This window comes from Saprospiraceae bacterium, assembly GCA_026129545.1.
GTDB lineage: Bacteria > Bacteroidota > Bacteroidia > Chitinophagales > Saprospiraceae > M3007.
On record JAHCHX010000001.1, the window covers coordinates 1,603,359 to 1,623,277 of the forward strand.

The following is a 19,919-nucleotide window of genomic DNA, read 5'->3' on the forward strand; positions in this document are numbered from 1 at the left end:
ACAAAATATCTATGTCCACCAACTCTTTCCGCGACAACATGAACACCTCGCTCGACCAAGCAAAAGTGAAAGCCAAACGCATCTTCCGTATCACGATGTGGTCGTTGCTCATTGCAGGCATCCTTTTCGGCATCGGCTACTTCATCTATCGAACCTACCCTAAAAGCCAAAGCGAGCAGACAGGCACCCTGTTCAAGCTCGCTTATGATGGCTATGTCTTTAAGACTTATGAAGGCCAATTGCACCTCATCGGGAGCGCGATGATTACCTCGCAAAGCACTTGGAACTTTTCAATCAAGGATGAAAACACCTACAATGAACTGCAACAGTATGTGGGAAAAACTGTCAAGCTATACTACAAGGAATTGCCGGAGACAGCACTCCCTTGGCAAGGCAAGACACCCTACATCGTGTTTAAAGTGGAGCCGCTTCAATAAGGCTCGCTCCCCAACGGCCACCCAATCTTGCAGTTGAGGCAAGCCCCACCCTGTTTTCTCTAAAACCAGCTGCGAAAGGCGCCCCCTACCCTACCTTCGCCCCCTGTTATGCCAAACCCGAACTGTACCCGAATCGCGCTGCACGTCATTTTTTGGCTCACCTATTTGCCCATCAATGCCGTGCTCTCCTGCATTTTGCGTGGTCGGACGCTCGAAGAAGAATTCTTCCCCGCCCTTGTCGGCGAAGCCTACTCCCTTCCCGTCAAGCTCTTGCTCGTCTATTTCGTCTTTTACTATGTGATACCGCTCTATCTGGAACGCAGCAAAATTTGGCAGTTGGTTGGCCTGTTGCTCCTGTCGTTTTTGGTTGCCACCGTGCTATATCGCATAGAGATTGTATGGGTCTATTTCCCGCTCAACCATCCCAACGTATCTGTCAGCCTCTTCTCTTTCAAAGGGACATTGCTGACCGTTTTTGACTTGTTTATCACGCTGGCTGCCGCGGTGACTATCAAATTGCTGCGAATGCACTATAAAAGCCTCGAGTTTGAACAAGAGCTTATTCGGGAAAAACTATCCAGCGAACTGAATTTTCTTCGCGCCCAAACCAACCCGCATTTCCTGTTCAACACCCTGAACAACCTATATGTGTTGGCACGAAAAAAATCGGACAAAACCGCCGACGCTATCATGATGCTATCCAAAATCATGCGGTTTGTCCTCTATGAATGTCGTGCGCCGCGCATCGCCGTGGCAGATGAGGCCAGGGTTATTCAGGACTATATTGAATTGGAAAAACTGCGCTACAACCAGCGGCTTAAAGTACATTACGACGAGGAATTGGACAAGCCACACACGCCCATAGCGCCTTTGTTGTTATTGCCTTTTGTGGAAAATAGTTTCAAACATGGCGCAAGCGGCACTACCGGGGATGCAGCCATTTATATCAAACTCGTCCTGCGCGACAACGAGCTTGTTTTTTCTGTAAAAAACACGGTGGACAAAGATTTTGAGGCCACGTCTTGGGACAATAGCAACGGTATTGGCTTGAAAAACGTGCAGCGCCAACTTGATTTGCTCTATCCCGAACAATACGAACTCCGCCTTGAGCGTGAGAACGATTTTTTCAAAGCGGATTTAAAAATCAATCTTGACGAAACTTGAGTGAAAACCCATAAAGACCATATCTTGATGTTCATTCAAAACCACCCTGTCCGCCCCTGTATTCAAGCACTTGCCCGGCCAAGCGAAGCGGACGGGGTTGATTTACGTTGACTATGTCAGCCTTAAATTATTGGAAATATACTTTTCATCTTGTCACAACGGCAAACAATGCCGACGCAGCCGATATTCTCGTCGCCTATCTGGCAGAGCTCCCATTCGACACGTTCGAGGAACCAACCAACGGGCTGAATGCCTATCTTCCAGCGAACGTGGATGTCGGGGCGGTGGAAGACGTGTTGCGGGAAATGCAACAACAGTTTCAGTTCTCATGGGAAAAGTCATTCATCCCTGCCCAAAATTGGAACGAGATATGGGAACACAATTTTCACCCTGTCATCGTAGGCAATTTTTGTGCGGTTCGCGCCGACTTTCACGAGCCGATTCCGGGCATGAAACATGAGTTGGTCATCAATCCAAAAATGGCTTTTGGCACAGGTCATCACGAAACGACATGGCAGTGCATCGCTGCAATGGAACATCTGCCCTTTGCTCAAAAGAAAATACTGGATTTTGGCTGCGGCACGGGCGTGCTTGCCATTTTGGCTTCAAAGCTGGGCGCTACCGAGGTCGAGGCCATTGACATAGAAGAAGAATCGTACCTGAACACGCTGGAAAACAGCGCCGTGAACAACGTGAACAACGTAATCGCCCGTTGTGGCGCTTTGGAAGTTGTGAAAAGCCGCGACTTCGATGGCATTTTGGCTAACATCAACCGCAATGTGATTCTGGATGCGTTGCCCACCCTAAGTCGCCTTTTGAAGCCATACGCTTGGCTGCTTGTCTCTGGCATTCTGCTTCAAGATGAGGCCGTTGTGACGGATGCCGCAACAAAGGCGGGGTTTGAAAAAAAGAAAAAAACGGAGCGAGGAAATTGGTTGTGCATGGAGTTTTGGCGCAAATAGGCACTGGCAGGTTGTTTTGGCTGCTGGCAGGGATTGACGTGGTGCAAGCACATGCGCACGACTGAAGTTCGACATCTATCAGACATCAAATGTTACGGGCAAGTTACTTTGACATTCAACCCATGTAAAGTCGCGAAGAACCTCTCTATTTCTCATCGCAACAAGTCTAATAAGCGTAGCACTAGTATCCTTCCTTGGCGCATGAGCGGCAAGTAGAGTGGTTTTGATAGTGGAGACATTCTTAAAGGGAGGTTTTTAGTAGGTAAGTTTATAGGTTGTGGTGTCGTGTAAAATCAGAAAAACTGAATCACGAAACGGTGAAGCACTCAAAGAAGTGAAATACTTATGTCCCCAGTGTATCTTGGTGAACTCCTCTGCGGGCAAGCTGCGGTATTCTACATATTTTTCCCCAGCAGCTAGAACAAGAGGGAAATCGTAAAGATAAATATTGCCCAAAGACCCACCGCTTTCAAAAACGAAAGAGGGATTCTCAATTATCACATATATAGAATCTCTTTGCCCATTTTCGTTGGATATTTCTAATCGAAGTATGCCATCTCTCGGTACAAGTCGTATCTCCAAATTGTTCACCTCTCCCCGCTTAATTTTCAGATGTGCCTAGGCACATAACCTCCTTTCCGCACCTCAGAGTATATGCCGTCAAAATCTTCATCATGCGTATAATGAAACTCTCCTTGTGCGTCAGTGCTTAATGTCACGGTTTTATGCTCGGTCTTAATACTTCCACTCACATTTTTTTCGATTGTAAAATCAATAATAGCTGCGGCCCCTTCTATCGGCTCCCCCGTCTTTTTATCGGTTACCTTGCCATTGATTACGGTAGGGGAAGTTTTTTCCTTCTCACAGGCGAACAGCAAAATGCAGAACGCCGAAAGCAAAAGCGGAGCGAGCAAGCAAATCGGTTTAGACATGACAACAAAAAAGAAAGAAACGACTTGGGTGAAAAACCGAAACAAAAATATAGCGAGCCTTTTCATGTCCGCAAAATTTTTGACTTCTAAATCATTCGATTTTGTCATAAGCTTGCGCATAAAACGAATATTTATGCGCATAGGTAAAAATCTAATTCGCTATCGCTTCGCCAAGGGCTGGTCGCAGGAAGACCTCGCCCGCGAAGTGGGTATGTCGCAAGGCAACTACAGCAAAATCGAGTCGGACAGACAGGAGTGCCTCGCAGGAGCAAATCGAGGCTTTTGCAAAGGCATTGGGAGTGGCTCCTGCCATGCTTATCGGTCTTGACAGCCCCATTTTTAACAGCGAAAATCAACAAGGCGGATATGCCAGCAACTACCTTGTGCAGAACGGCGCGGAGGCTGTCAAAAAAAAACTCATCGGCCAGCTATAAATCGCGCTGCCAAGTTTGAGCATGGTTAAAAGCGCAATCTGTTAAAAATCAAGGGCATCAATCATAGTGAACTGACAAACCCCGACGAATCAAGGCATATCATCGGCCCATTGTCTTCTTCATAATAGCGCCTATTTGCGCCGGAGACTCCACGACGGTGATACCGTTTTCGGCCATGATGCGCATTTTGGCGGCGGCCGTGTCGTCAGCGCCCCCCACGATAGCGCCCGCGTGACCCATCTTGCGGCCTTTCGGGGCGGTCTGACCCGCGATGAATCCGACGACGGGTTTTTTATTGCCGTTCGCCCGAATCCAACGCGCCGCTTCTGCCTCAAGCCCGCCGCCGATTTCGCCTATCATCACGATTCCTTCTGTTTCAGGGTCATTCATAAAGAGTTCGATGGCTTCGCGTGTCGTGGTGCCGATGATGGGGTCGCCTCCGATACCGATGGCAGTGGTGATGCCCAGCCCTGCCTTGGCGATTTGGTCAGCGGCTTCGTAGGTCAGGGTGCCGGATTTGGACACCAACCCGATTGGCCCGCGCTTGAACACAAAACCCGGCATGATACCCACTTTAGCCTCATCGGGCGTGATGACACCGGGGCAGTTGGGGCCGACAAGCGTCACGCCTTTTCCCGACACATAAGCCTTCGCACGCACCATGTCTTGCACGGGTATGCCTTCCGTGATGGCCACAATGACCCTTATGCCCGACGCGGCAGCTTCTATGACGGCGTCGGCAGCAAATGCAGGCGGCACAAATATGATGGAAGTATCGGCACCCGCTTTCTGCACCGCGTCTTCCACGGTGTTGAACACCGGACGACCCAAGTGCATTTGGCCGCCTTTGCCGGGCGTTACGCCCCCTACCACGTTGGTGCCATAAGCAATCATTTGTTCGGCGTGAAACGTGCCTTCTTTGCCCGTGAACCCTTGGACGATAATGCGCGAATGTTTATTGACTAAAACAGACATCTGAATGTGAGTGTGTTATGGAATTAAATGGTTGAGAGAATCAAGTGTTTTAAAAAAAGTGGAAAAGGGTTGAGCAGCTGAGATTTTGAAGGACTCAACTTTTCTCAACCCTCCTCATTAGACTTGTTGCGGCGAAAAGTATTGGGGGAGGCCTCAATCCTTCGTCTCCCGCCTTTTCAACTCATCTCGAATTTTTGCGGCCGACTCATAATCTTCGGCCTCGAGCACTTCCGAAAGGCGCCGTTTCAAGACATCGATGGAATATGTTTCCAGCGCATCGCTGTCCAAATTGGCAGGCATCTTAGGTGTGCCGACCACACTAGCACCGCCCTCTTCCGAATCCTCCAACACTACACCGGCAGCCTCCAAAATGAAATCATAGGTGAAAATGGGGCACTCGAACCGCACAGCCATGGCAATCGCATCGGAAGTCCGGGAATCAATTTCGTAGAGCTCGCCATTTTTCATGCACACCAAGCGAGCATAAAAAATGCCGTCGAGCAGATTGTTGATGACCACCTCTTTCAATTGGATGCCGAACGTGTCGAGCGTGCTTTTAAAAAGGTCGTGCGTGAGCGGGCGGTTGGGCACCATGCGCTCCATGGCGACGGCGATTGCCTGCGCCTCAAAACTACCGATGACTATGGGGAGCCGGCGCTGCCCACGTCGCTCGCCTAGTACGACGGCGTAGTTGTGCGATTGGGTCATGCTGTGTGATAGCGCCACTATGTCCAGTTCAATGCGTTTCATTGCAAACGATTTAAAAGGTGCTTTATGGGGGAGCAAAAGTAGAAAAGCCGCCGCTAATTCAGCAGCAAAAATACGGCTCGTTTTGTAGCTGAGGGAACAAAATATACCAACAGAAGTTTGTCAAAAAAGAAACGCCCCGTTGGTTGCAGGGCGTTTCTTTTTCGTTTAAAAAACTGATTTTCAGCGTCAATTAGCCGCCTTGAATTTCTTGAAGGCCTCGTTGAGGCGAGGCACCACTTCGAACAGGTCTCCCACCACCCCATAGTCGGCAGCCTTGAAAAAGGGAGCCTCCGGGTCTTTATTCACGACCACAATGACTTTTGAGTTGTTCACGCCGGCCAAGTGCTGAATGGCGCCGCTGATGCCAATGGCGATGTAAAGATTGGGTCGAATGGCGATGCCCGTTTGCCCAACGTGTTCGTGGTGAGGGCGCCAATGACTATCAGCCACCGGACGCGAGCAAGCCGTGGTGGCTCCTAGTATCTCCGCCAACTCTTCCACGATGCCCCAATGCTCCGGCCCTTTCATGCCCCGGCCTGCCGAAACGACGATTTCCGCCTCTGGCAACGGCACGCGACCTTCTTGAGTTTTCACGTCCTTGACACGAATGCGGCCCGCACCACCAGTGCTGACGGATATGTTTTCCACAGAGACGGGATTGCCCGTAGCCTCCGGCTTGACCGCATTGCTCATGAGCGAAATGATTTTCACCGGACTATTTATTTCGTATTCGGCGATAGCTTTTCCTGAAAAAACCGATTTTTTCACCCGCAAAGCACCGCCCTCCACACTTGGGAGACTGTTCACCCCCGAGACCAACCCCGCGTTCAGGCGAATGGCGAGACGCCCTGCCACTGCTTTGCCTGTCGAGGTATGGCTGGTGATGACGACGGAAGCGCCGTTGTTTTTTGCCACATCGGCGATAGCAGCCGCGTGCGATTGACTGTCGAATTTTTCAAACGACGCATCGCCAGCGTTCAAGACGCGACTGGCTCCGTAGCGTCCGAGCTCGGCGGCATCTTTCACGGTGCCTAATGTGAGTGCGACGCAATCCGTGCCAAGCAATTCGGCTACTTTTTTTCCATAAGTGACAGCCTCTAAGGCCGCTTTTTTGAGGTTGCCGCGAGGGCTTTCTGCAAATACAAGTACCATATCTTAATTTGAGAATTGGCGAGTGAATGGATTGGAGAGCTGGGGATTTGGGGAGTTTTAGAATCCTCGTCAAATTACCTTGGCTTCCTCGTGCAGCAGGCGCACCAGTTCGTCCATGTTGTCTGGCTCCACGAGTTTCACGCCCGCTTTGGCGGGAGGGAGTGTGAAACGGACGGCTTTCACAGGCTCATCGAACGATACAGGCTGCACCTCTTTGAGCGGTTTGGTGCGAGCAGTCATGATGCCGCGCATATTCGGGATGCGCTGTTCGGCCATGCCTTTGGCGGCACTCACCACAAAGGGCAAATCCACTTCCAACACCTCTACCCCACCCTCGATGTCGCGCTCAAGCGTAGCCACATTACCATTCAGGTCGAGCTTGGACGCATAAGATATATAGGGCAAATCGAGATATTCAGCGACCATAGCACCCACTTCGGAGCCGTTGTAGTCAATCGTTTCCTTGCCCAAAAAAATGATGTCGAACTTTTCATTGCGGGCATATTCCGCGATTTGTTTTGCGGTATATGCCGCACTTTTAGGCTCGGCATTGATGCGCACAGCCTCGTCGGCACCAATGGCGAGCGCCTTGCGGATAGTGGTTTCGTTGCTCGCGGGGCCGACATTGAGCGCCACGACGGCCCCCCCCAAAGCCTCGCGCAACTCGCAGGCTCGCACGAGCGCGTACCACTCGTCGTAGGGGTTCATGATAAACTGAACACCGGCAGCGTTGAACTCCGTGCCGTCGGCATTGAAGGAGACCTTTGCGGTGGTGTCCGGTGTTTGACTGATGCAGACTAATAATTTCATGCTGAGAACAGGTTGAATGGATTTGGGTCAACGGGTTGAAATTCAAGCCCTACTTTTGCGGGCGGGCAAAGGTAGGAAGCGCGTTTTGCTCAAAAAAACTTCGCGCGAACTTTCGCTTGCCAAAACAACCAAATAGCCCAAGCGTTCATCAACACTCTAAAATGAGCAAACGCCTCCCACATTTATTACAGTTGCTGGAATCCTCGCCTGAGGATTCGTTCCTGCTATTTGCCGTCGCAAAAGAATATGAAATAACTGGCGACCGGGCTAAATCCATGGAGTTCTACTTGCGATTGCGCGATGCCGACCCAAGTTATGTGGGTCTTTATTATCATCTGGGCAAGCTCTTCGAGCAGCAATTGGATATCGAAAACGCTATCCTTACCTACAAACAAGGCATCGAAACGGCACGCAAAGCCAATGATTTTCATGCTATGGGCGAACTGCAAGGAGCGCTCTTAAATCTGGAGGACCCGGAAGAATGAAAAAACCATGTATGGATAAAACTGACAACGGCAAAGTGGAATGGCACACCCGACCTGCCGCAACAAGCCTCACAAATGGGTTCAGATATTTCGCCTTATTATTGTTGCTCGTTGGCATATCGGCGCAGGATTCAGGTTGTCGTCGCCGCAAAGTGCCAAGTGGTCCCGCCAAGCCTGCCACGGTAGTGTTGCCTGCCAATTTTTTGCAGGACAAATTGCGGAACCGAGATGTGTCTGGTATCCAGACCCTTTCGGCCCGTGCCGATATTTATGCCGAAGGAGACGGGCAAGCCGTTTCTGCCAACGCCAACATCATCTGGATTCGAGACAGCGTGTTGTGGGTAAACGTGAAAAAGCTGGGCATCGAAGCCGCCCGGGCTTTGGTGACAAAAGATTCGATCTATCTCCTCAATCGCCTAGACAAGACATACACGATACAGGGCTTGGAATCCTTGCAACGACAATACAGTTTGCCTGCCGGATTCGACTTGTTGCAAAGTGCCGTGCTCGCTTCGGCATGGTTTTTTCCAGATATAAGTCTGCAATCCGACATAAAAGAAGGCTTCCACAGGTTGAGTGGCTCGAATGGCAGCACCGGAACGGAGTACAAAATGGAAGAAGGCTCCTATGTTCTGAGGAGCGAGACATTTGTGCAGACACGCGACACACGAGTAGTGACGTTCGGCTTTGACCGCTACAAAAAACTGGCCGGAGCGGGTTTTTTCCCTTATTTTCGCAGTGTTGAAGCATATAGCCCCGAGACCGGCACCCTTCGACTGCAACTACAATTGTCGGATGTGGAAGTCAATGTTCCCAAAAATTATCGCTTTCAAATTCCCGAGCATTATGAGCGAATCGAATAAAACTCACACCTTGTCACCGCTTGCACTCACCCTGCTTGTCGCCATTTTCCTTTGCCCCGCCTATGCTTTTTCTCAAAGCAAAAAGGAATTGGAAGACAAACGCAAAAAGCTCATGCGCGACATAGAGGTGACAAACAATCTGCTGAAAAAGACCACCAAAACCAAAGAGGCAACTTACGACCGATACATCGCGCTGCAAAAGCAGATAGAGCGCCGGGAAAAACTCATCACCAACATCGAGGCCGAAATCGTGTTCGCCGAGCGCGGCATCACGCGCAACGCAGCCGTGCTGGAGTCGCTCAACCGCGACATCGAGAAGATGCAGGCCGAGTATGGCAGAATGGTACGCAGCGCATTTCGCCAGCGGGTGCTCAGCAACCCGCTCCTGTATATTCTTTCGGCAGACAATCTCAACCAAGCATTCCGGCGCTGGCTTTTTATGCGCAAATACGACAGTTTCAGAAAAAAACAGGCAGACGCAATCGTCGACACGCGAGAAATGCTTTCCAAAAAAGTCTCTTCGCTGGAAGACACAAGGCGTGAGAAAGAAACCCTCTTGCTTTCGTTGCGCAGCCAAAAGACCATTCTTACCACCGAGCTGAGCGACAAAGACAACCTGTTAAAATCCCTCTCCCAAGACGAGTCACGGTTGAAAACCGATTTGGAAAAAAAACAAGCTGCGCATGAAGCCCTCAACAAAGCCATAGAGCGCATTATTCAAGACGAAATAAACAGAAGAACCGCAGAGTCCCGCAATCGCCCCGCCGCCACCCCCTCTCAGCCAAAGTCGAACACCGCCACCACTCCCAGCCCAAACGCGGCAGCGCCCACGGCTGCCCCCGAAGTGCAAGACAACCTCTCCCGCGCTTTTCAACAAAAACGCGGTCAGTTGCCCTGGCCAGTCGAGGGCGGTTTCGTGGCCCGCACCTTTGGACGCCAAAAACACCCCACTTTGAAAAACATCGAAATCACCAACAATGGCATTGACATACGCACCGAGGAAAACGCTGCCGTCAGATCTGTCTATGATGGTTTTGTGGCGGGCGTGCAATACATTCCCGGCCACGACTACACCGTGATTATACAGCATGGCAATTATTACACGGTCTATTCCAATTTGGTCGAGACGAGCGTCGCCAAGGGCGACGAGGTGCGCGGTCGGCAAATCATCGGGCGCGTCAGCACCAACGTAGTCACGGGTGCTTCGGAGCTCCATTTTGAAGTGTGGAACCAAAAAGAGCGTATGAACCCCGAAGGCTGGATTCGCAAATGAACCGACCAACACTTTTTAACCCGAACGCGGTATTCAAAACACATGGGAGCGCCAACAAATTTTCATTTTAACTAAATGTGGCACGATTCTGGCGCGGATTTCAACGTCCTTTATAATCTCATGGAGTTTTCTTTGTAATCGTTTATCATCAGCTGCATAAAAAGGCTCTCTGCAAAAAGCGGGGGGCCTTTTTCTCTTTTATACCGAACATGCCAAATTTTGGGCATGGATAAAAGCACAATCTGCTCATAATTGAGGAGAGCAATCATGAACATCCGGCCAGCTCCGGCGAATCATGGTATAAAACATACCCTTCGCCCAAACGTTCGGAATCCCCATTCTCCCTACCTTGCGCCCTTCAATCGTTTCATCGTGAAGGCACTTATCCTCAACGCATTGCACCAACCTCTCGTTTTCGGCGACATGCCAGAACCTGCACCCGTCAAGGGCGAAACCATCGTTCGCCTGCGTACAGCCGCGCTCAACCACCGCGACGTGTACATCACGAAGGGACTGTATGCCAATATCAAGTTTCCATGCGTGCTCGGCTCTGACGGGGCTGGAGAGTCGGAGGGCAAAAGGGTGGTCATCTACCCAGCATTGGATTGGGGCGACGACCCTCGTTTTCAGGGAAAGCAATTTCGGGTGCTGGGGATGCCGGAAGATGGCACTTTCGCCGAAATGATTCGGGTGCCAAGCAGCCACATTTTCCCGGCACCAGCTCACTTGACCTGGGAGCAATCTGCCGCCCTTCCGCTTGCAGGCCTCACGGCTTGGCGAACGCTTTTTTCCCGATGTCAATTAAAAAAAGGCGAAAAGGTGCTCATTTCGGGTGTCGGAGGTGGAGTCGCGCTGATGGCCCTTCAAATTGCGCTCGCTGCCCAAGCAGAGGTGTTTGTCACTTCGGGGGCAGATTCAAAGATAGAACGCGCGTCAAAAATGGGTGCCAAAGGAGGGGCAAACTACCGCGAGGCAGGATGGGATAAAAAACTCAAACAAGATGCAGGCGGCTTCGATGTCATCGTGGATGCCGCGGCAGGCGACGGGTTCAGCGCTTTCCCTGCCTTGTGCAATCCGGGCGGACGCATAGGCATCTATGGTGGCTCGTTGGGGAAAATAAACGGTTTGAGCATGCAACCTGTTTTTTGGAAGCAAATCAGCATACTCGGCTCCACCATGGGTACCTTGGATGAGTTCGGCAACATGCTCAAATTTGTGGAAAAACATGGCATCGTGCCGATTGTGGACTCGGTGTTCCCCCTCTCTATGGGAAATGATGCATTCGAAAAAATGGACAAAGGCCAGCAATTCGGGAAAATTGTCCTGAGCATCCGACCTTGACTACTCGAACAGCTTCCAGCCGCAATACTTGCAATGAGACGCGTCGTCATCGTGCCCTTCTTGAGAACAATGGCGGCATACTTGCGTGTTGTTTTGCTTCTGATTGGCCACCAATTCAGCCGACACGATACCCGTCGGCACGGCTATGATGGCATAGCCAATCACCATGACCAAAGTCGCCAAAAACTTCCCGAACGGGGTCTCAGGAGTGACATCGCCGAATCCTACCGTGGTCAGCGTCACCACAGCCCAATAGATACTCTGCGGTATGCTCGAAAAACCATCATTCGATGGCCCCTCCACGAAATACATCACCGCGCCAATGATGATGACCAGTTGCGCCACGAAAAACACAAACACCACTAATTTATGCCGACTGGCTTTAAGCGCCCTTGAGATGATATGCCCTGCCCAGAGGAAGCGCCCCATCCGAAGTATCCTGAACACACGCAGCAAGCGCAAGATGCGCACAACCAAAAGCGTCTGCGAACCAGCAACGAACAAACTGAGATATGTAGGTAAGATAGACACAAGGTCAATCAATCCGAAAGCGCTTTTGGCATATCGCAAGGGAGCGTTCACGACGTAGAGCCGAAGGAGATACTCGATGGTGAAAATGACGGTGAAACACCATTCGATGGCATAAAACCAATGGAAGTACCGCTCGTGAAGGGAGGGAATCGTCTCCAGCATGACCACCGCCACACTCAAAAGAATGAGTCCCAACAATGCGAGGTCGAACCGCTTGCCCGCTTTGGTGTCGGCCTCGAATATAACTTCATGGAGCTTAGCCCTGAATCCTTCGGTTTTATCCTCCATTTGATTGCGATTTTATACCTTGATTCGCTGGAATTTGTCAGATGGCCATGATTAATGCCTCAGATTTTGAGTGGATTGCGATTGCAGTCATGCCCAAAACTTGGCGGTAGGAGGCACATCATGTCTTCGAGGGCTGCTCCCACAACTCGATTTTGTTCCCTTCTGGGTCGAGCAACCAAGCGAATTTGCCAAACTCTTCTTCCAATGGCTCCCCGATGAGCTCTACCCCCTCGTTGCGCAGCTCGGCCACCAATGCGTCCAAGTCAGCCACCCTCAGATTGAGCATGAAAGGGGACTCGGACGGGTCGAAATAGTCCGTGCTCTGTTTGAAAAAGCTCAGCACGGAATATGCCTCCGGGTGAACCTCATCTTTAAGGTTGAACTGTGCGCCCCAGCTTTCGAGGCAAACGCCCAGATGCTTGGCATACCAGGCACGGGTACTCTCCACATCGCGGCATTTGAAAAAAACGCCGCCAATGCCAATAACTCGTTTCATGTGACTGCTTTCTTAGCTCAATAATTTTTGTTCGGCCAAAAGTAGTTTCTTTTTGAAAAAGAAAAACTTTTTGTGTTTAAAAACATTTGTTTTCAAGCACCGCACAGTAGCAAGTTAACAAATTCAAAAGTCGCGGCAGCCCGGAAATATGCTTTCCTATCTTTGCCCTCGCCAACCTAACCGCATGACGAACACACTCGAACAATTTCAGGCAATAATAAGCCGATGCCGTGACCTCTTTTTGAAAAAAACCGCCGATTACGGCACGGCTTGGCGCATTCTGCGGCCTGCCAGCATCACCGACCAGCTCTACATCAAGGCGCTGCGCATTCGCAGCATCGAGGAAAAAGGAACACAAAAAGTGGCCGACAGCGTGGAATCCGAGTTCATCGGGTTGGTGAATTACAGCGTGTTGGCGCTCATTCAACTCGAACTGCCACCCGATGCCGCTTTGGAACTCGACGTGCAACAAGCCGCCCAACTTTATGACCAACACGTCGCGGAAAACATTCGGCTGCTTCAAGCCAAAAACCACGATTATGGGGAAGCGTGGCGATTGATGCGTGTGAGCAGCATGACCGATTTGATTTTGCAAAAACTACTCAGAATCAAACAAATAGAAGACAACGCGGGCCAGACGCTAGTGTCCGAAGGGTTGGAAGCGAACTATCGCGACATTATCAACTACGCGGTATTCGCGCTAATTCGTCTGGAAGAAAACCACCCCGCATGAATGAACAAACCATCACGCAAACAAAAGATTCGACGATAAAGCATGACTTCCTTACCTACCCTTTTGATTTCTTTCGCCGTCATCGGCGCAGGCTTGACCGCATGGACGGTTCGGATAAAAGAACACAAATCAATTTTTATCACTTTTCTACAGCATTTTTGCGGCGTTTGGTTCATCTTTTCGGGGTTGGTGAAAGCCGTTGACCCCATCGGGACGGCCTACAAAATGGAAGATTATTTCGCTGCTTTCGAGCCAACCTTCGCGGGGCTGAACAATGTTTTTGCAGGGCTTGCGCCCCTGTTCCCGTGGTTGAGCAAATACAGCGAGGGCTTTTCGATATTTATGATTGTGCTCGAAATCGCGCTCGGCGTGATGCTCATCGTGGGTTTCAAGCGGCGCCTGACCGCTTGGCTTTTTTTTCTCGTTGTTTTCTTCTTCACCGTGTTGACGGGATTTACCTATCTGACAGGGTTCGTCCCCTCGGAAGCCAACTTTTTTGATTTCGCAAAATGGGGGCCGTACATAAAAACCCAAATGCGCGTGACGGACTGTGGCTGTTTCGGCGATTTCATCAAGTTGGACCCAAAAATTTCCTTTTTCAAAGATGTGGGCCTGATGGTTCCCGCGCTGTTGTTCCTCTTCCGCTGGCGCAATATGCACGAACTGTGGAACGGCACTGTCCAGAATCTGTCAGTAGGCATAGCGACAGCCGCTTCGCTGTTTTTCTGTTTTCAAAATACCTATTGGAATCTCCCAATAGTTGATTTTCGCCCCTTCAAAATCGGCTCCAACGTCCGCGAGCGCCTGGAGTTGGAATCCAACGCGAAAATTGACATTCTCGGATGGGTTTTGGAAAATGACAGCCTGGGCAAAGTAGTGAAATTCATGGAGCCAGAACCCGGCAAAATAACCTATTACAAAGAGTACCCCAAAACCGATGGCTGGAAGGTGAAAGACCAAATCCAGACCGATTGGTATGTGGAAATTGACGGTCAAAAAATGCCGATAACCAAGACCAAAGTGAGCGACTTTGCCGTGGAAAGCACCGAAAACGGAGAGGTAACGGAGGAAATACTTGCAGAGGAAGGCTACAGCCTTATGATTGTCGCTTACAAACTCAAAGGACAAAAGCAAACGGAAACCCTCGTGCAACCCGACACTGTATGGGCGACCGATACTGTCCGCCTGAGCAAGGATTCTTTCCATTTGCAGCAAAGGATAGTTTCCGTGGAGCAAAGAAAAATTGAGCGCGAAGCCTTTATTCCCACACCTGCTTATGCCGAGCGCTTTCAAAAGGAAGTGAACCCGCTAGCCGAATCGGCAGCCAAAGCTGGTTGGAAAGTATATGCCATCACCACTTATGGCGACGCGGAAGCGGCAGAAGATTTTGCCGCGCGAGTGCAGGCGAGGTATCCGTTCTACAAAGCCGACGATAAATTGCTCAAAACCATCATCCGCGCCAATCCAGGCATCGTTGTGTGGAAAGACGGCAAGGTGCTCGATATGTACCACCACCGGCACATTCCGACTTTTGAGAAGATAAGCCAAAGGTGGAAATGAGAATGGGCAAGACTTGAGAGATGTTTGGGAGCGTTCAGTACAACGATTTCTCCAACACCTCGAACTCAAGCGGCTGCGTCGGAACGCCAAATCGGGGGTCTGCCGGGTAGGGAAGTCGCTCACCCGTTTTCAGATAGCCATGCCTTTCGTACCAAGCCACCAACTCCTCCCTCACGGAGAAAACCGTCATGTAGATGGAGTGGCACCCCTGCTCCTTGGCATGTCCTTCTGCGGCTGCCAAAAGTTTTTTCCCGATGCCTCCGCCCTGCAAGTCTGGTCTCACGGTCAGCATACCGAGGTACATACCGCGTTCCTTTTTTTGCAGAGAAACACAGCCTTGCAGTTCGTTGCGCTCATCGCAGTATTTGAGTATGACCGCCCCGGGCGTGTCGAAAAGTGTGCGTAGCGTTGATTCGTCGGTACGGCGCGTTCCATCCAACAAATCAGCCTCATGCGTCCAGCCGCGGCGGGCCGAATCGCCGCGAAAAGCGCCGTTTACCAACGCAAGCAATGCGGAGATGTCGGCGTGTTGGGCCTTCAAAACGGACATTTTTATGTAGTTTGGTGAAAAACAGGTGGAGGGTAGAAGGTGGCAGGCTGCGAACAAATCAAAGTCGCCCGATGCTTGGCCTCACTTCATTTTCCGTCCCGTGTATTCGCTGTAATCGGGCAAAATTGCCTGATATTCATTAAGCATGAGCGGGGAAGTCAGCAAAAAATCAGCAGTGGCGCGGTCACAGGCAATTAGGATATTCCACACCACGCCAATCCGCAGCAATGCCTTTATGTCAGGGTCGTGGGGTTGGGCCTCCATGGGGTCCCAGAAAAAGATGAGCACATCTATTTTTCCTTCCGCTATCAGCGCCCCAATCTGGAGGTCGCCGCCCAATGGTCCGCTATGCAAGGCACTCACAGGTCTGTCGAGCGCTTCCGTCAGCAGCCTGCCAGTGGTACCTGTGGCGTACAATTCGTGCCGAGACAGCACGGTTCGATTGTAAAACGCCCAATCAATCAGGTCCTTTTTTTTGTTGTCGTGGGCCACAAGGGCAATTCGTTTTCTCGCAGGCAAAGTGCGAGCGTGCAAATTTGCCATAAACGCTATGTTGTTGATTTGATAAATAGATATAAGTACTAAGACAAAATTATTCAAGCATTTCACACGACGACACAACGGCACGAAGAATTGATTATCAGAAAAATAAAATCGTAGTGTCGCAGTGTCGTTGTGTGAAATAAATCTGTCCGGGTACTTACACGGAAAAAGCAGGAGCCGTTTGCCCCAAAAGCAAACGGCTCCCCCTCGAACGTCAGTCGAACATAGCAGAATATCCGTCGTCAATTACTCTTCTTCCTGCAACTCACGCTCCAACTCTTCCATCTTCACATAGTCAATTGCCTCGCTCAGTGTAGGCACAAGGGTGAGGATGGTATCGAGCCGCGAAATTTCAATCAGTTTGACCACCATCGGGTGCAATTGGCCAGCGATGACGAAAGAACTTCCATCCTTCCAAAGGCGATGGCCTGTCAAAATGGCGCTCAGGCCACTACTGTCCACAAATTTGACATTGGAAAGGTCGAGTATCAGGTTGCGCACACCCTCTTGGCTAAAGAAGATAAGGTCACTTTTCAAATTCGGCGCAATCGTGGAATTCAGGTTTTCCTCATCGAGCGTGAGCACGGCATATTGGTCCTGTTTGTCAATCCGATATTTCATAAGAACCTGATTTTCAGAAAAATCAATTTGATTAAGTTTGTGAAACGAATCTTTAGGAAGGACAAAAGTAACCAATACCCAATTGATTGCAAGAAAATTTTCGGGGATTCCCCGCACCTGCCATAGCGTCAGCCCTTATTCACAATGGCATTGTTTTTTCAGCGTTTCGAAAAACTAAAAAAAAAGGAATCGCGTGCCATGCAAATGGAGAAATCGCGCCCCAAAACCGAACACAGAAAAAATTGTTATAAACCCATTAAAAAGAGTCCTGCGATTATCCTAAACTTGTCCCGGCAAAAGAAAGGCGCTTGAAAAAGTCAAGCGAGCAAAGACTTCAAGTTTCGCGGCAAAGAACGCCACTTTTTCGGAAACAACTGCGACAGCATCAACGACACTAATTCTCGTAATGAATAAGAAATTTTCCCCTGTTGTCAAACAAATCATCAACCAAAGCGGCCAAGAAGCCAGACGTTTGGGACATGATTACATCGGCGCAGAACATTTGCTGCTCGGCATCATCGCCGAACGCGATTGCCTGCCAGTAAGGGTACTCGACGCACTTTTGGTGGACGTGCCCGAACTAAAAAAGCGCTTGGAGCGGTCCATCCCGCGCTACAGCGCCTACCCACCGGCCGAAAATCTTTATGTAGGCGAATACCAAGTGACCACTCAGGTGCAGCGCGTCTTGAAGGTGACTTTTCTCGAAGCCAAAATGATGAAGAACGAGGAAATCTACCCAGAGCATCTTTTGCTCTCGCTCCTGAAACATCAGGACACTTTTGCTACCAAACTTTTAAACGAATACGACGTGGACTACGATACCTTCAAAAAAGAACTGGAGTATGTGCGCTCCGAACAAGACCTCGCGTCGCCCAATATTTTTGCCCAAGCCCCCAGCGAAGGCGATTTTGATGACGACGACGAGCGCCGTGGCTACCAATCCACCCCCAAGCGCGAACAAAAAAGCCGCACACCGGTGCTCGACAATTTTGGGCGCGACATCACTAAGTTGGCTGAAGAGGGCAAACTCGACCCCATCATAGGTCGCGAGCGCGAAATCGAGCGCGTCAGCCAAATTCTCAGCCGCCGCAAGAAAAACAACCCAATCCTCATCGGCGAGCCGGGCGTCGGCAAAACCGCCATCGTGGAGGGCCTCGCCCTTCGCATCAATCAGAAAAAAGTCAGCCGAACCTTGTTCAACAAGCGCATCGTGATGCTCGACTTGGCGGCTTTGGTGGCTGGCACCAAATACAGAGGCCAATTTGAGGAGCGCATCAAAGCGATTATGAACGAACTGGAGAAAAGCCGCGACGTGATTTTGTTCATTGACGAAATTCACACCATGGTAGGCGCTGGCGGTGCCACAGGTTCGCTTGATGCCTCCAACATATTCAAGCCCGCCCTCGCCCGTGGAGAACTGCAGTGCATCGGCGCTTCCACACTCGACGAATACCGCCAATACATTGAAAAGGACGGGGCACTCGACCGCCGCTTCCAACGGGTGATGGTGGACCCGCCCAGCCAAGAAGACACTATCCACATTCTCAGAAACATCCAGCCAAAATACGAGGACTTCCACAACGTCACTTATTCGGAGGAAGCCATCAAAGCCTGCGTCCGGCTAAGCGACCGATACATCACCGACCGCTTCTTGCCAGACAAGGCCATAGATGTGCTGGACGAGGTCGGGGCACGCGTTCACTTGAAGAACATCGTCGTCCCGAAACACATCGAGGATTTGGAAAAACGCATCGAGGAACTCAAAGAGCAGAAAAACTTGGCGGTCAAGAATCAGCAGTACGAAGATGCCGCCAACCTGCGCGACCAGGAGAGCAAACTTGTTCGCCAGCTCGAGTTTTCCAAAATGGAATGGGAAGACGAGACAAAGACACGGCGCTATCCGGTGGAAGAGGATGATATTGCCGAAGTTGTGGCGATGATGACGGGCATTCCCGTGCGCAAAGTGGGGCAAAGCGAAAGCAAAAAACTTGTGAACATGGCCGACGACCTGAAAAAAATGGTCATTGGTCAAGACGACGCGGTTTTAAAAATTTCCAAGGCCATCCAACGCAATCGCGTCGGCCTTAAAGACCCAAAAAAGCCAGTCGGCTCATTTATCTTCTTAGGGCCTACCGGGGTGGGCAAGACCGAACTGGCTCGTGCGCTTGCTCGCTACCTGTTTGATAGCGACGATTCGTTGGTTCGCATTGACATGTCGGAGTACATGGAAAAGTTCACCGTCAGCCGTTTGATTGGCGCGCCTCCGGGCTATGTGGGCTACGAAGAGGGCGGGCAATTGACCGAGAAAGTACGTCGCAAACCATATTCTGTCGTGTTGCTCGATGAAATCGAGAAAGCACACCCGGACGTTTACAACATCTTGCTTCAAGTGCTCGACGATGGTCAGTTGACCGACGGATTGGGCCGCAAAGTGGATTTCAAAAATACCATCATCATCATGACCTCAAACATCGGGGTGCGGCAATTGAAGGATTTTGGCCAAGGGGTCGGATTTGCCACCAAGGCACGCATGGAAGCTGCCGAGGATAACAGCAAGACGATTATCCAGAACGCATTGAAAAAGACTTTTTCGCCCGAGTTCCTCAATCGCATTGATGATGTGATGGTGTTCAACTCCCTCGGCCGCGATGAAATCTTTAAAATCATTGACAACGCACTCGAAGGATTGATGAAGCGCCTGAACAACATGAAGTTCACCCTCACTCTGACGGAGGAGGCCAAAGACTTTGTGGCTGAAAAAGGTTACGACCCACAGTTCGGTGCCCGCCCCTTGCATCGCGCCATTCAAAAGTACATCGAAGACCCCCTTGCAGAGTTTATCCTAAACGAAAACCCGGGCGAAGGCTCCATGCTGACAGCCTCACTGAACGAAGCGAAAGATGGTTTGGTGATTGCTTTTGCCGCAGCTGAAACGCCAAGCGGCCCTGACACGCCCAAAAAGAAGGAGCGAGGCAAAACAGTGGAAGGGTAGAGGCCCAACAGATGTTGTTCGATAAAG

21 protein-coding genes are annotated in these 19,919 nt (G+C 50.5%); 11 read left to right on the forward strand and 10 right to left on the reverse strand.

What is annotated here, in order from left to right; all coding sequences use genetic code 11:
• The first annotated feature begins 11 nt into the window (after window positions 1-11).
• The 3 genes from KIS77_06000 (at window position 12) to prmA (ending at window position 2,563) form a co-directional block, all read left to right on the forward strand.
• A complete protein-coding gene (locus tag KIS77_06000; GenBank protein ID MCW5921878.1) occupies window positions 12-437 on the forward strand; it encodes a hypothetical protein in 426 nt (141 codons plus the stop codon).
• Window positions 438-545: 108 nt separating this feature from the next.
• Entirely contained in the window at window positions 546-1,601 is a 1,056-nt protein-coding gene (locus KIS77_06005) for a histidine kinase (protein MCW5921879.1), read from the forward strand.
• A 113-nt stretch (window positions 1,602-1,714) separates the two neighbouring features.
• Window positions 1,715-2,563, forward strand: coding sequence for a 50S ribosomal protein L11 methyltransferase (prmA, locus tag KIS77_06010; protein MCW5921880.1), 849 nt, complete (start codon window positions 1,715-1,717; stop codon window positions 2,561-2,563).
• Between the two features lie 608 nt (window positions 2,564-3,171).
• On the opposite strand, the gene KIS77_06015 is transcribed toward prmA, so the two are convergent.
• The gene (locus KIS77_06015) at window positions 3,172-3,615 is read right to left on the reverse strand and encodes a hypothetical protein (GenBank protein MCW5921881.1); all 444 of its coding nucleotides are present in this window, start codon (window positions 3,613-3,615) and stop codon (window positions 3,172-3,174) included.
• A 13-nt stretch (window positions 3,616-3,628) separates the two neighbouring features.
• Between KIS77_06015 and KIS77_06020 the strand changes: the two genes are divergently transcribed.
• On the forward strand, window positions 3,629-3,823 hold the full coding sequence (locus KIS77_06020) for a helix-turn-helix transcriptional regulator (GenBank protein ID MCW5921882.1): 195 nt from the start codon (window positions 3,629-3,631) through the stop codon (window positions 3,821-3,823).
• A 205-nt stretch (window positions 3,824-4,028) separates the two neighbouring features.
• Here KIS77_06020 and sucD read toward each other — a convergent pair whose 3' ends face one another.
• From sucD to KIS77_06040, 4 genes are all read right to left on the reverse strand, one after another.
• Window positions 4,029-4,904, reverse strand: coding sequence for a succinate--CoA ligase subunit alpha (gene sucD, locus KIS77_06025; protein ID MCW5921883.1), 876 nt, complete (start codon window positions 4,902-4,904; stop codon window positions 4,029-4,031).
• Window positions 4,905-5,057: 153 nt separating this feature from the next.
• Window positions 5,058-5,654, reverse strand: a complete 597-nt coding sequence (locus KIS77_06030) for a bifunctional nuclease family protein (GenBank protein ID MCW5921884.1) — start codon at window positions 5,652-5,654, stop codon at window positions 5,058-5,060.
• Between the two features lie 186 nt (window positions 5,655-5,840).
• Window positions 5,841-6,806, reverse strand: coding sequence for an electron transfer flavoprotein subunit alpha/FixB family protein (locus KIS77_06035; GenBank protein ID MCW5921885.1), 966 nt, complete (start codon window positions 6,804-6,806; stop codon window positions 5,841-5,843).
• 69 nt (window positions 6,807-6,875) lie between these two features.
• On the reverse strand, window positions 6,876-7,616 hold the full coding sequence (locus KIS77_06040; protein MCW5921886.1) for an electron transfer flavoprotein subunit beta/FixA family protein: 741 nt from the start codon (window positions 7,614-7,616) through the stop codon (window positions 6,876-6,878).
• 161 nt (window positions 7,617-7,777) lie between these two features.
• Between KIS77_06040 and KIS77_06045 the strand changes: the two genes are divergently transcribed.
• From KIS77_06045 to KIS77_06060, 4 genes are all read left to right on the forward strand, one after another.
• A complete protein-coding gene (locus KIS77_06045; protein MCW5921887.1) occupies window positions 7,778-8,101 on the forward strand; it encodes a tetratricopeptide repeat protein in 324 nt (107 codons plus the stop codon).
• 11 nt (window positions 8,102-8,112) lie between these two features.
• The gene (locus KIS77_06050; GenBank protein MCW5921888.1) at window positions 8,113-8,964 is read left to right on the forward strand and encodes a DUF4292 domain-containing protein; all 852 of its coding nucleotides are present in this window, start codon (window positions 8,113-8,115) and stop codon (window positions 8,962-8,964) included.
• A complete protein-coding gene (locus tag KIS77_06055) occupies window positions 8,948-10,237 on the forward strand; it encodes a peptidoglycan DD-metalloendopeptidase family protein (GenBank protein ID MCW5921889.1) in 1,290 nt (429 codons plus the stop codon). Before KIS77_06050 ends, KIS77_06055 begins: the two co-directional genes overlap by 17 nt.
• Before the next feature lie 372 nt (window positions 10,238-10,609).
• Window positions 10,610-11,578: a zinc-binding dehydrogenase gene (locus KIS77_06060; GenBank protein MCW5921890.1), complete on the forward strand. Its 969-nt coding sequence runs from the start codon at window positions 10,610-10,612 to the stop codon at window positions 11,576-11,578.
• On the opposite strand, the gene KIS77_06065 is transcribed toward KIS77_06060, so the two are convergent.
• The gene (locus KIS77_06065; protein ID MCW5921891.1) at window positions 11,579-12,397 is read right to left on the reverse strand and encodes an ion transporter; all 819 of its coding nucleotides are present in this window, start codon (window positions 12,395-12,397) and stop codon (window positions 11,579-11,581) included.
• A gap of 118 nt (window positions 12,398-12,515) precedes the next feature.
• Complete coding sequence (locus KIS77_06070; GenBank protein ID MCW5921892.1) at window positions 12,516-12,893, reverse strand: VOC family protein; 378 nt, start codon at window positions 12,891-12,893, stop codon at window positions 12,516-12,518.
• 184 nt (window positions 12,894-13,077) lie between these two features.
• Here KIS77_06070 and KIS77_06075 point away from each other — a divergent pair, with 184 nt between their 5' ends.
• Together KIS77_06075 and KIS77_06080 are read left to right on the forward strand one after the other, a co-directional pair.
• On the forward strand, window positions 13,078-13,626 hold the full coding sequence (locus KIS77_06075; protein ID MCW5921893.1) for a DUF1599 domain-containing protein: 549 nt from the start codon (window positions 13,078-13,080) through the stop codon (window positions 13,624-13,626).
• A 42-nt stretch (window positions 13,627-13,668) separates the two neighbouring features.
• Window positions 13,669-15,186: a DoxX family membrane protein gene (locus KIS77_06080; GenBank protein MCW5921894.1), complete on the forward strand. Its 1,518-nt coding sequence runs from the start codon at window positions 13,669-13,671 to the stop codon at window positions 15,184-15,186.
• A gap of 34 nt (window positions 15,187-15,220) precedes the next feature.
• Here KIS77_06080 and KIS77_06085 read toward each other — a convergent pair whose 3' ends face one another.
• From KIS77_06085 to KIS77_06095, 3 genes are all read right to left on the reverse strand, one after another.
• Complete coding sequence (locus KIS77_06085; GenBank protein MCW5921895.1) at window positions 15,221-15,736, reverse strand: GNAT family N-acetyltransferase; 516 nt, start codon at window positions 15,734-15,736, stop codon at window positions 15,221-15,223.
• Between the two features lie 81 nt (window positions 15,737-15,817).
• Entirely contained in the window at window positions 15,818-16,279 is a 462-nt protein-coding gene (locus KIS77_06090) for a methylglyoxal synthase (GenBank protein MCW5921896.1), read from the reverse strand.
• A 246-nt stretch (window positions 16,280-16,525) separates the two neighbouring features.
• Window positions 16,526-16,900: an STAS domain-containing protein gene (locus tag KIS77_06095; GenBank protein MCW5921897.1), complete on the reverse strand. Its 375-nt coding sequence runs from the start codon at window positions 16,898-16,900 to the stop codon at window positions 16,526-16,528.
• Between the two features lie 406 nt (window positions 16,901-17,306).
• Between KIS77_06095 and KIS77_06100 the strand changes: the two genes are divergently transcribed.
• A complete protein-coding gene (locus KIS77_06100) occupies window positions 17,307-19,892 on the forward strand; it encodes an ATP-dependent Clp protease ATP-binding subunit (protein MCW5921898.1) in 2,586 nt (861 codons plus the stop codon).
• Window positions 19,893-19,919: the final 27 nt, after the last annotated feature.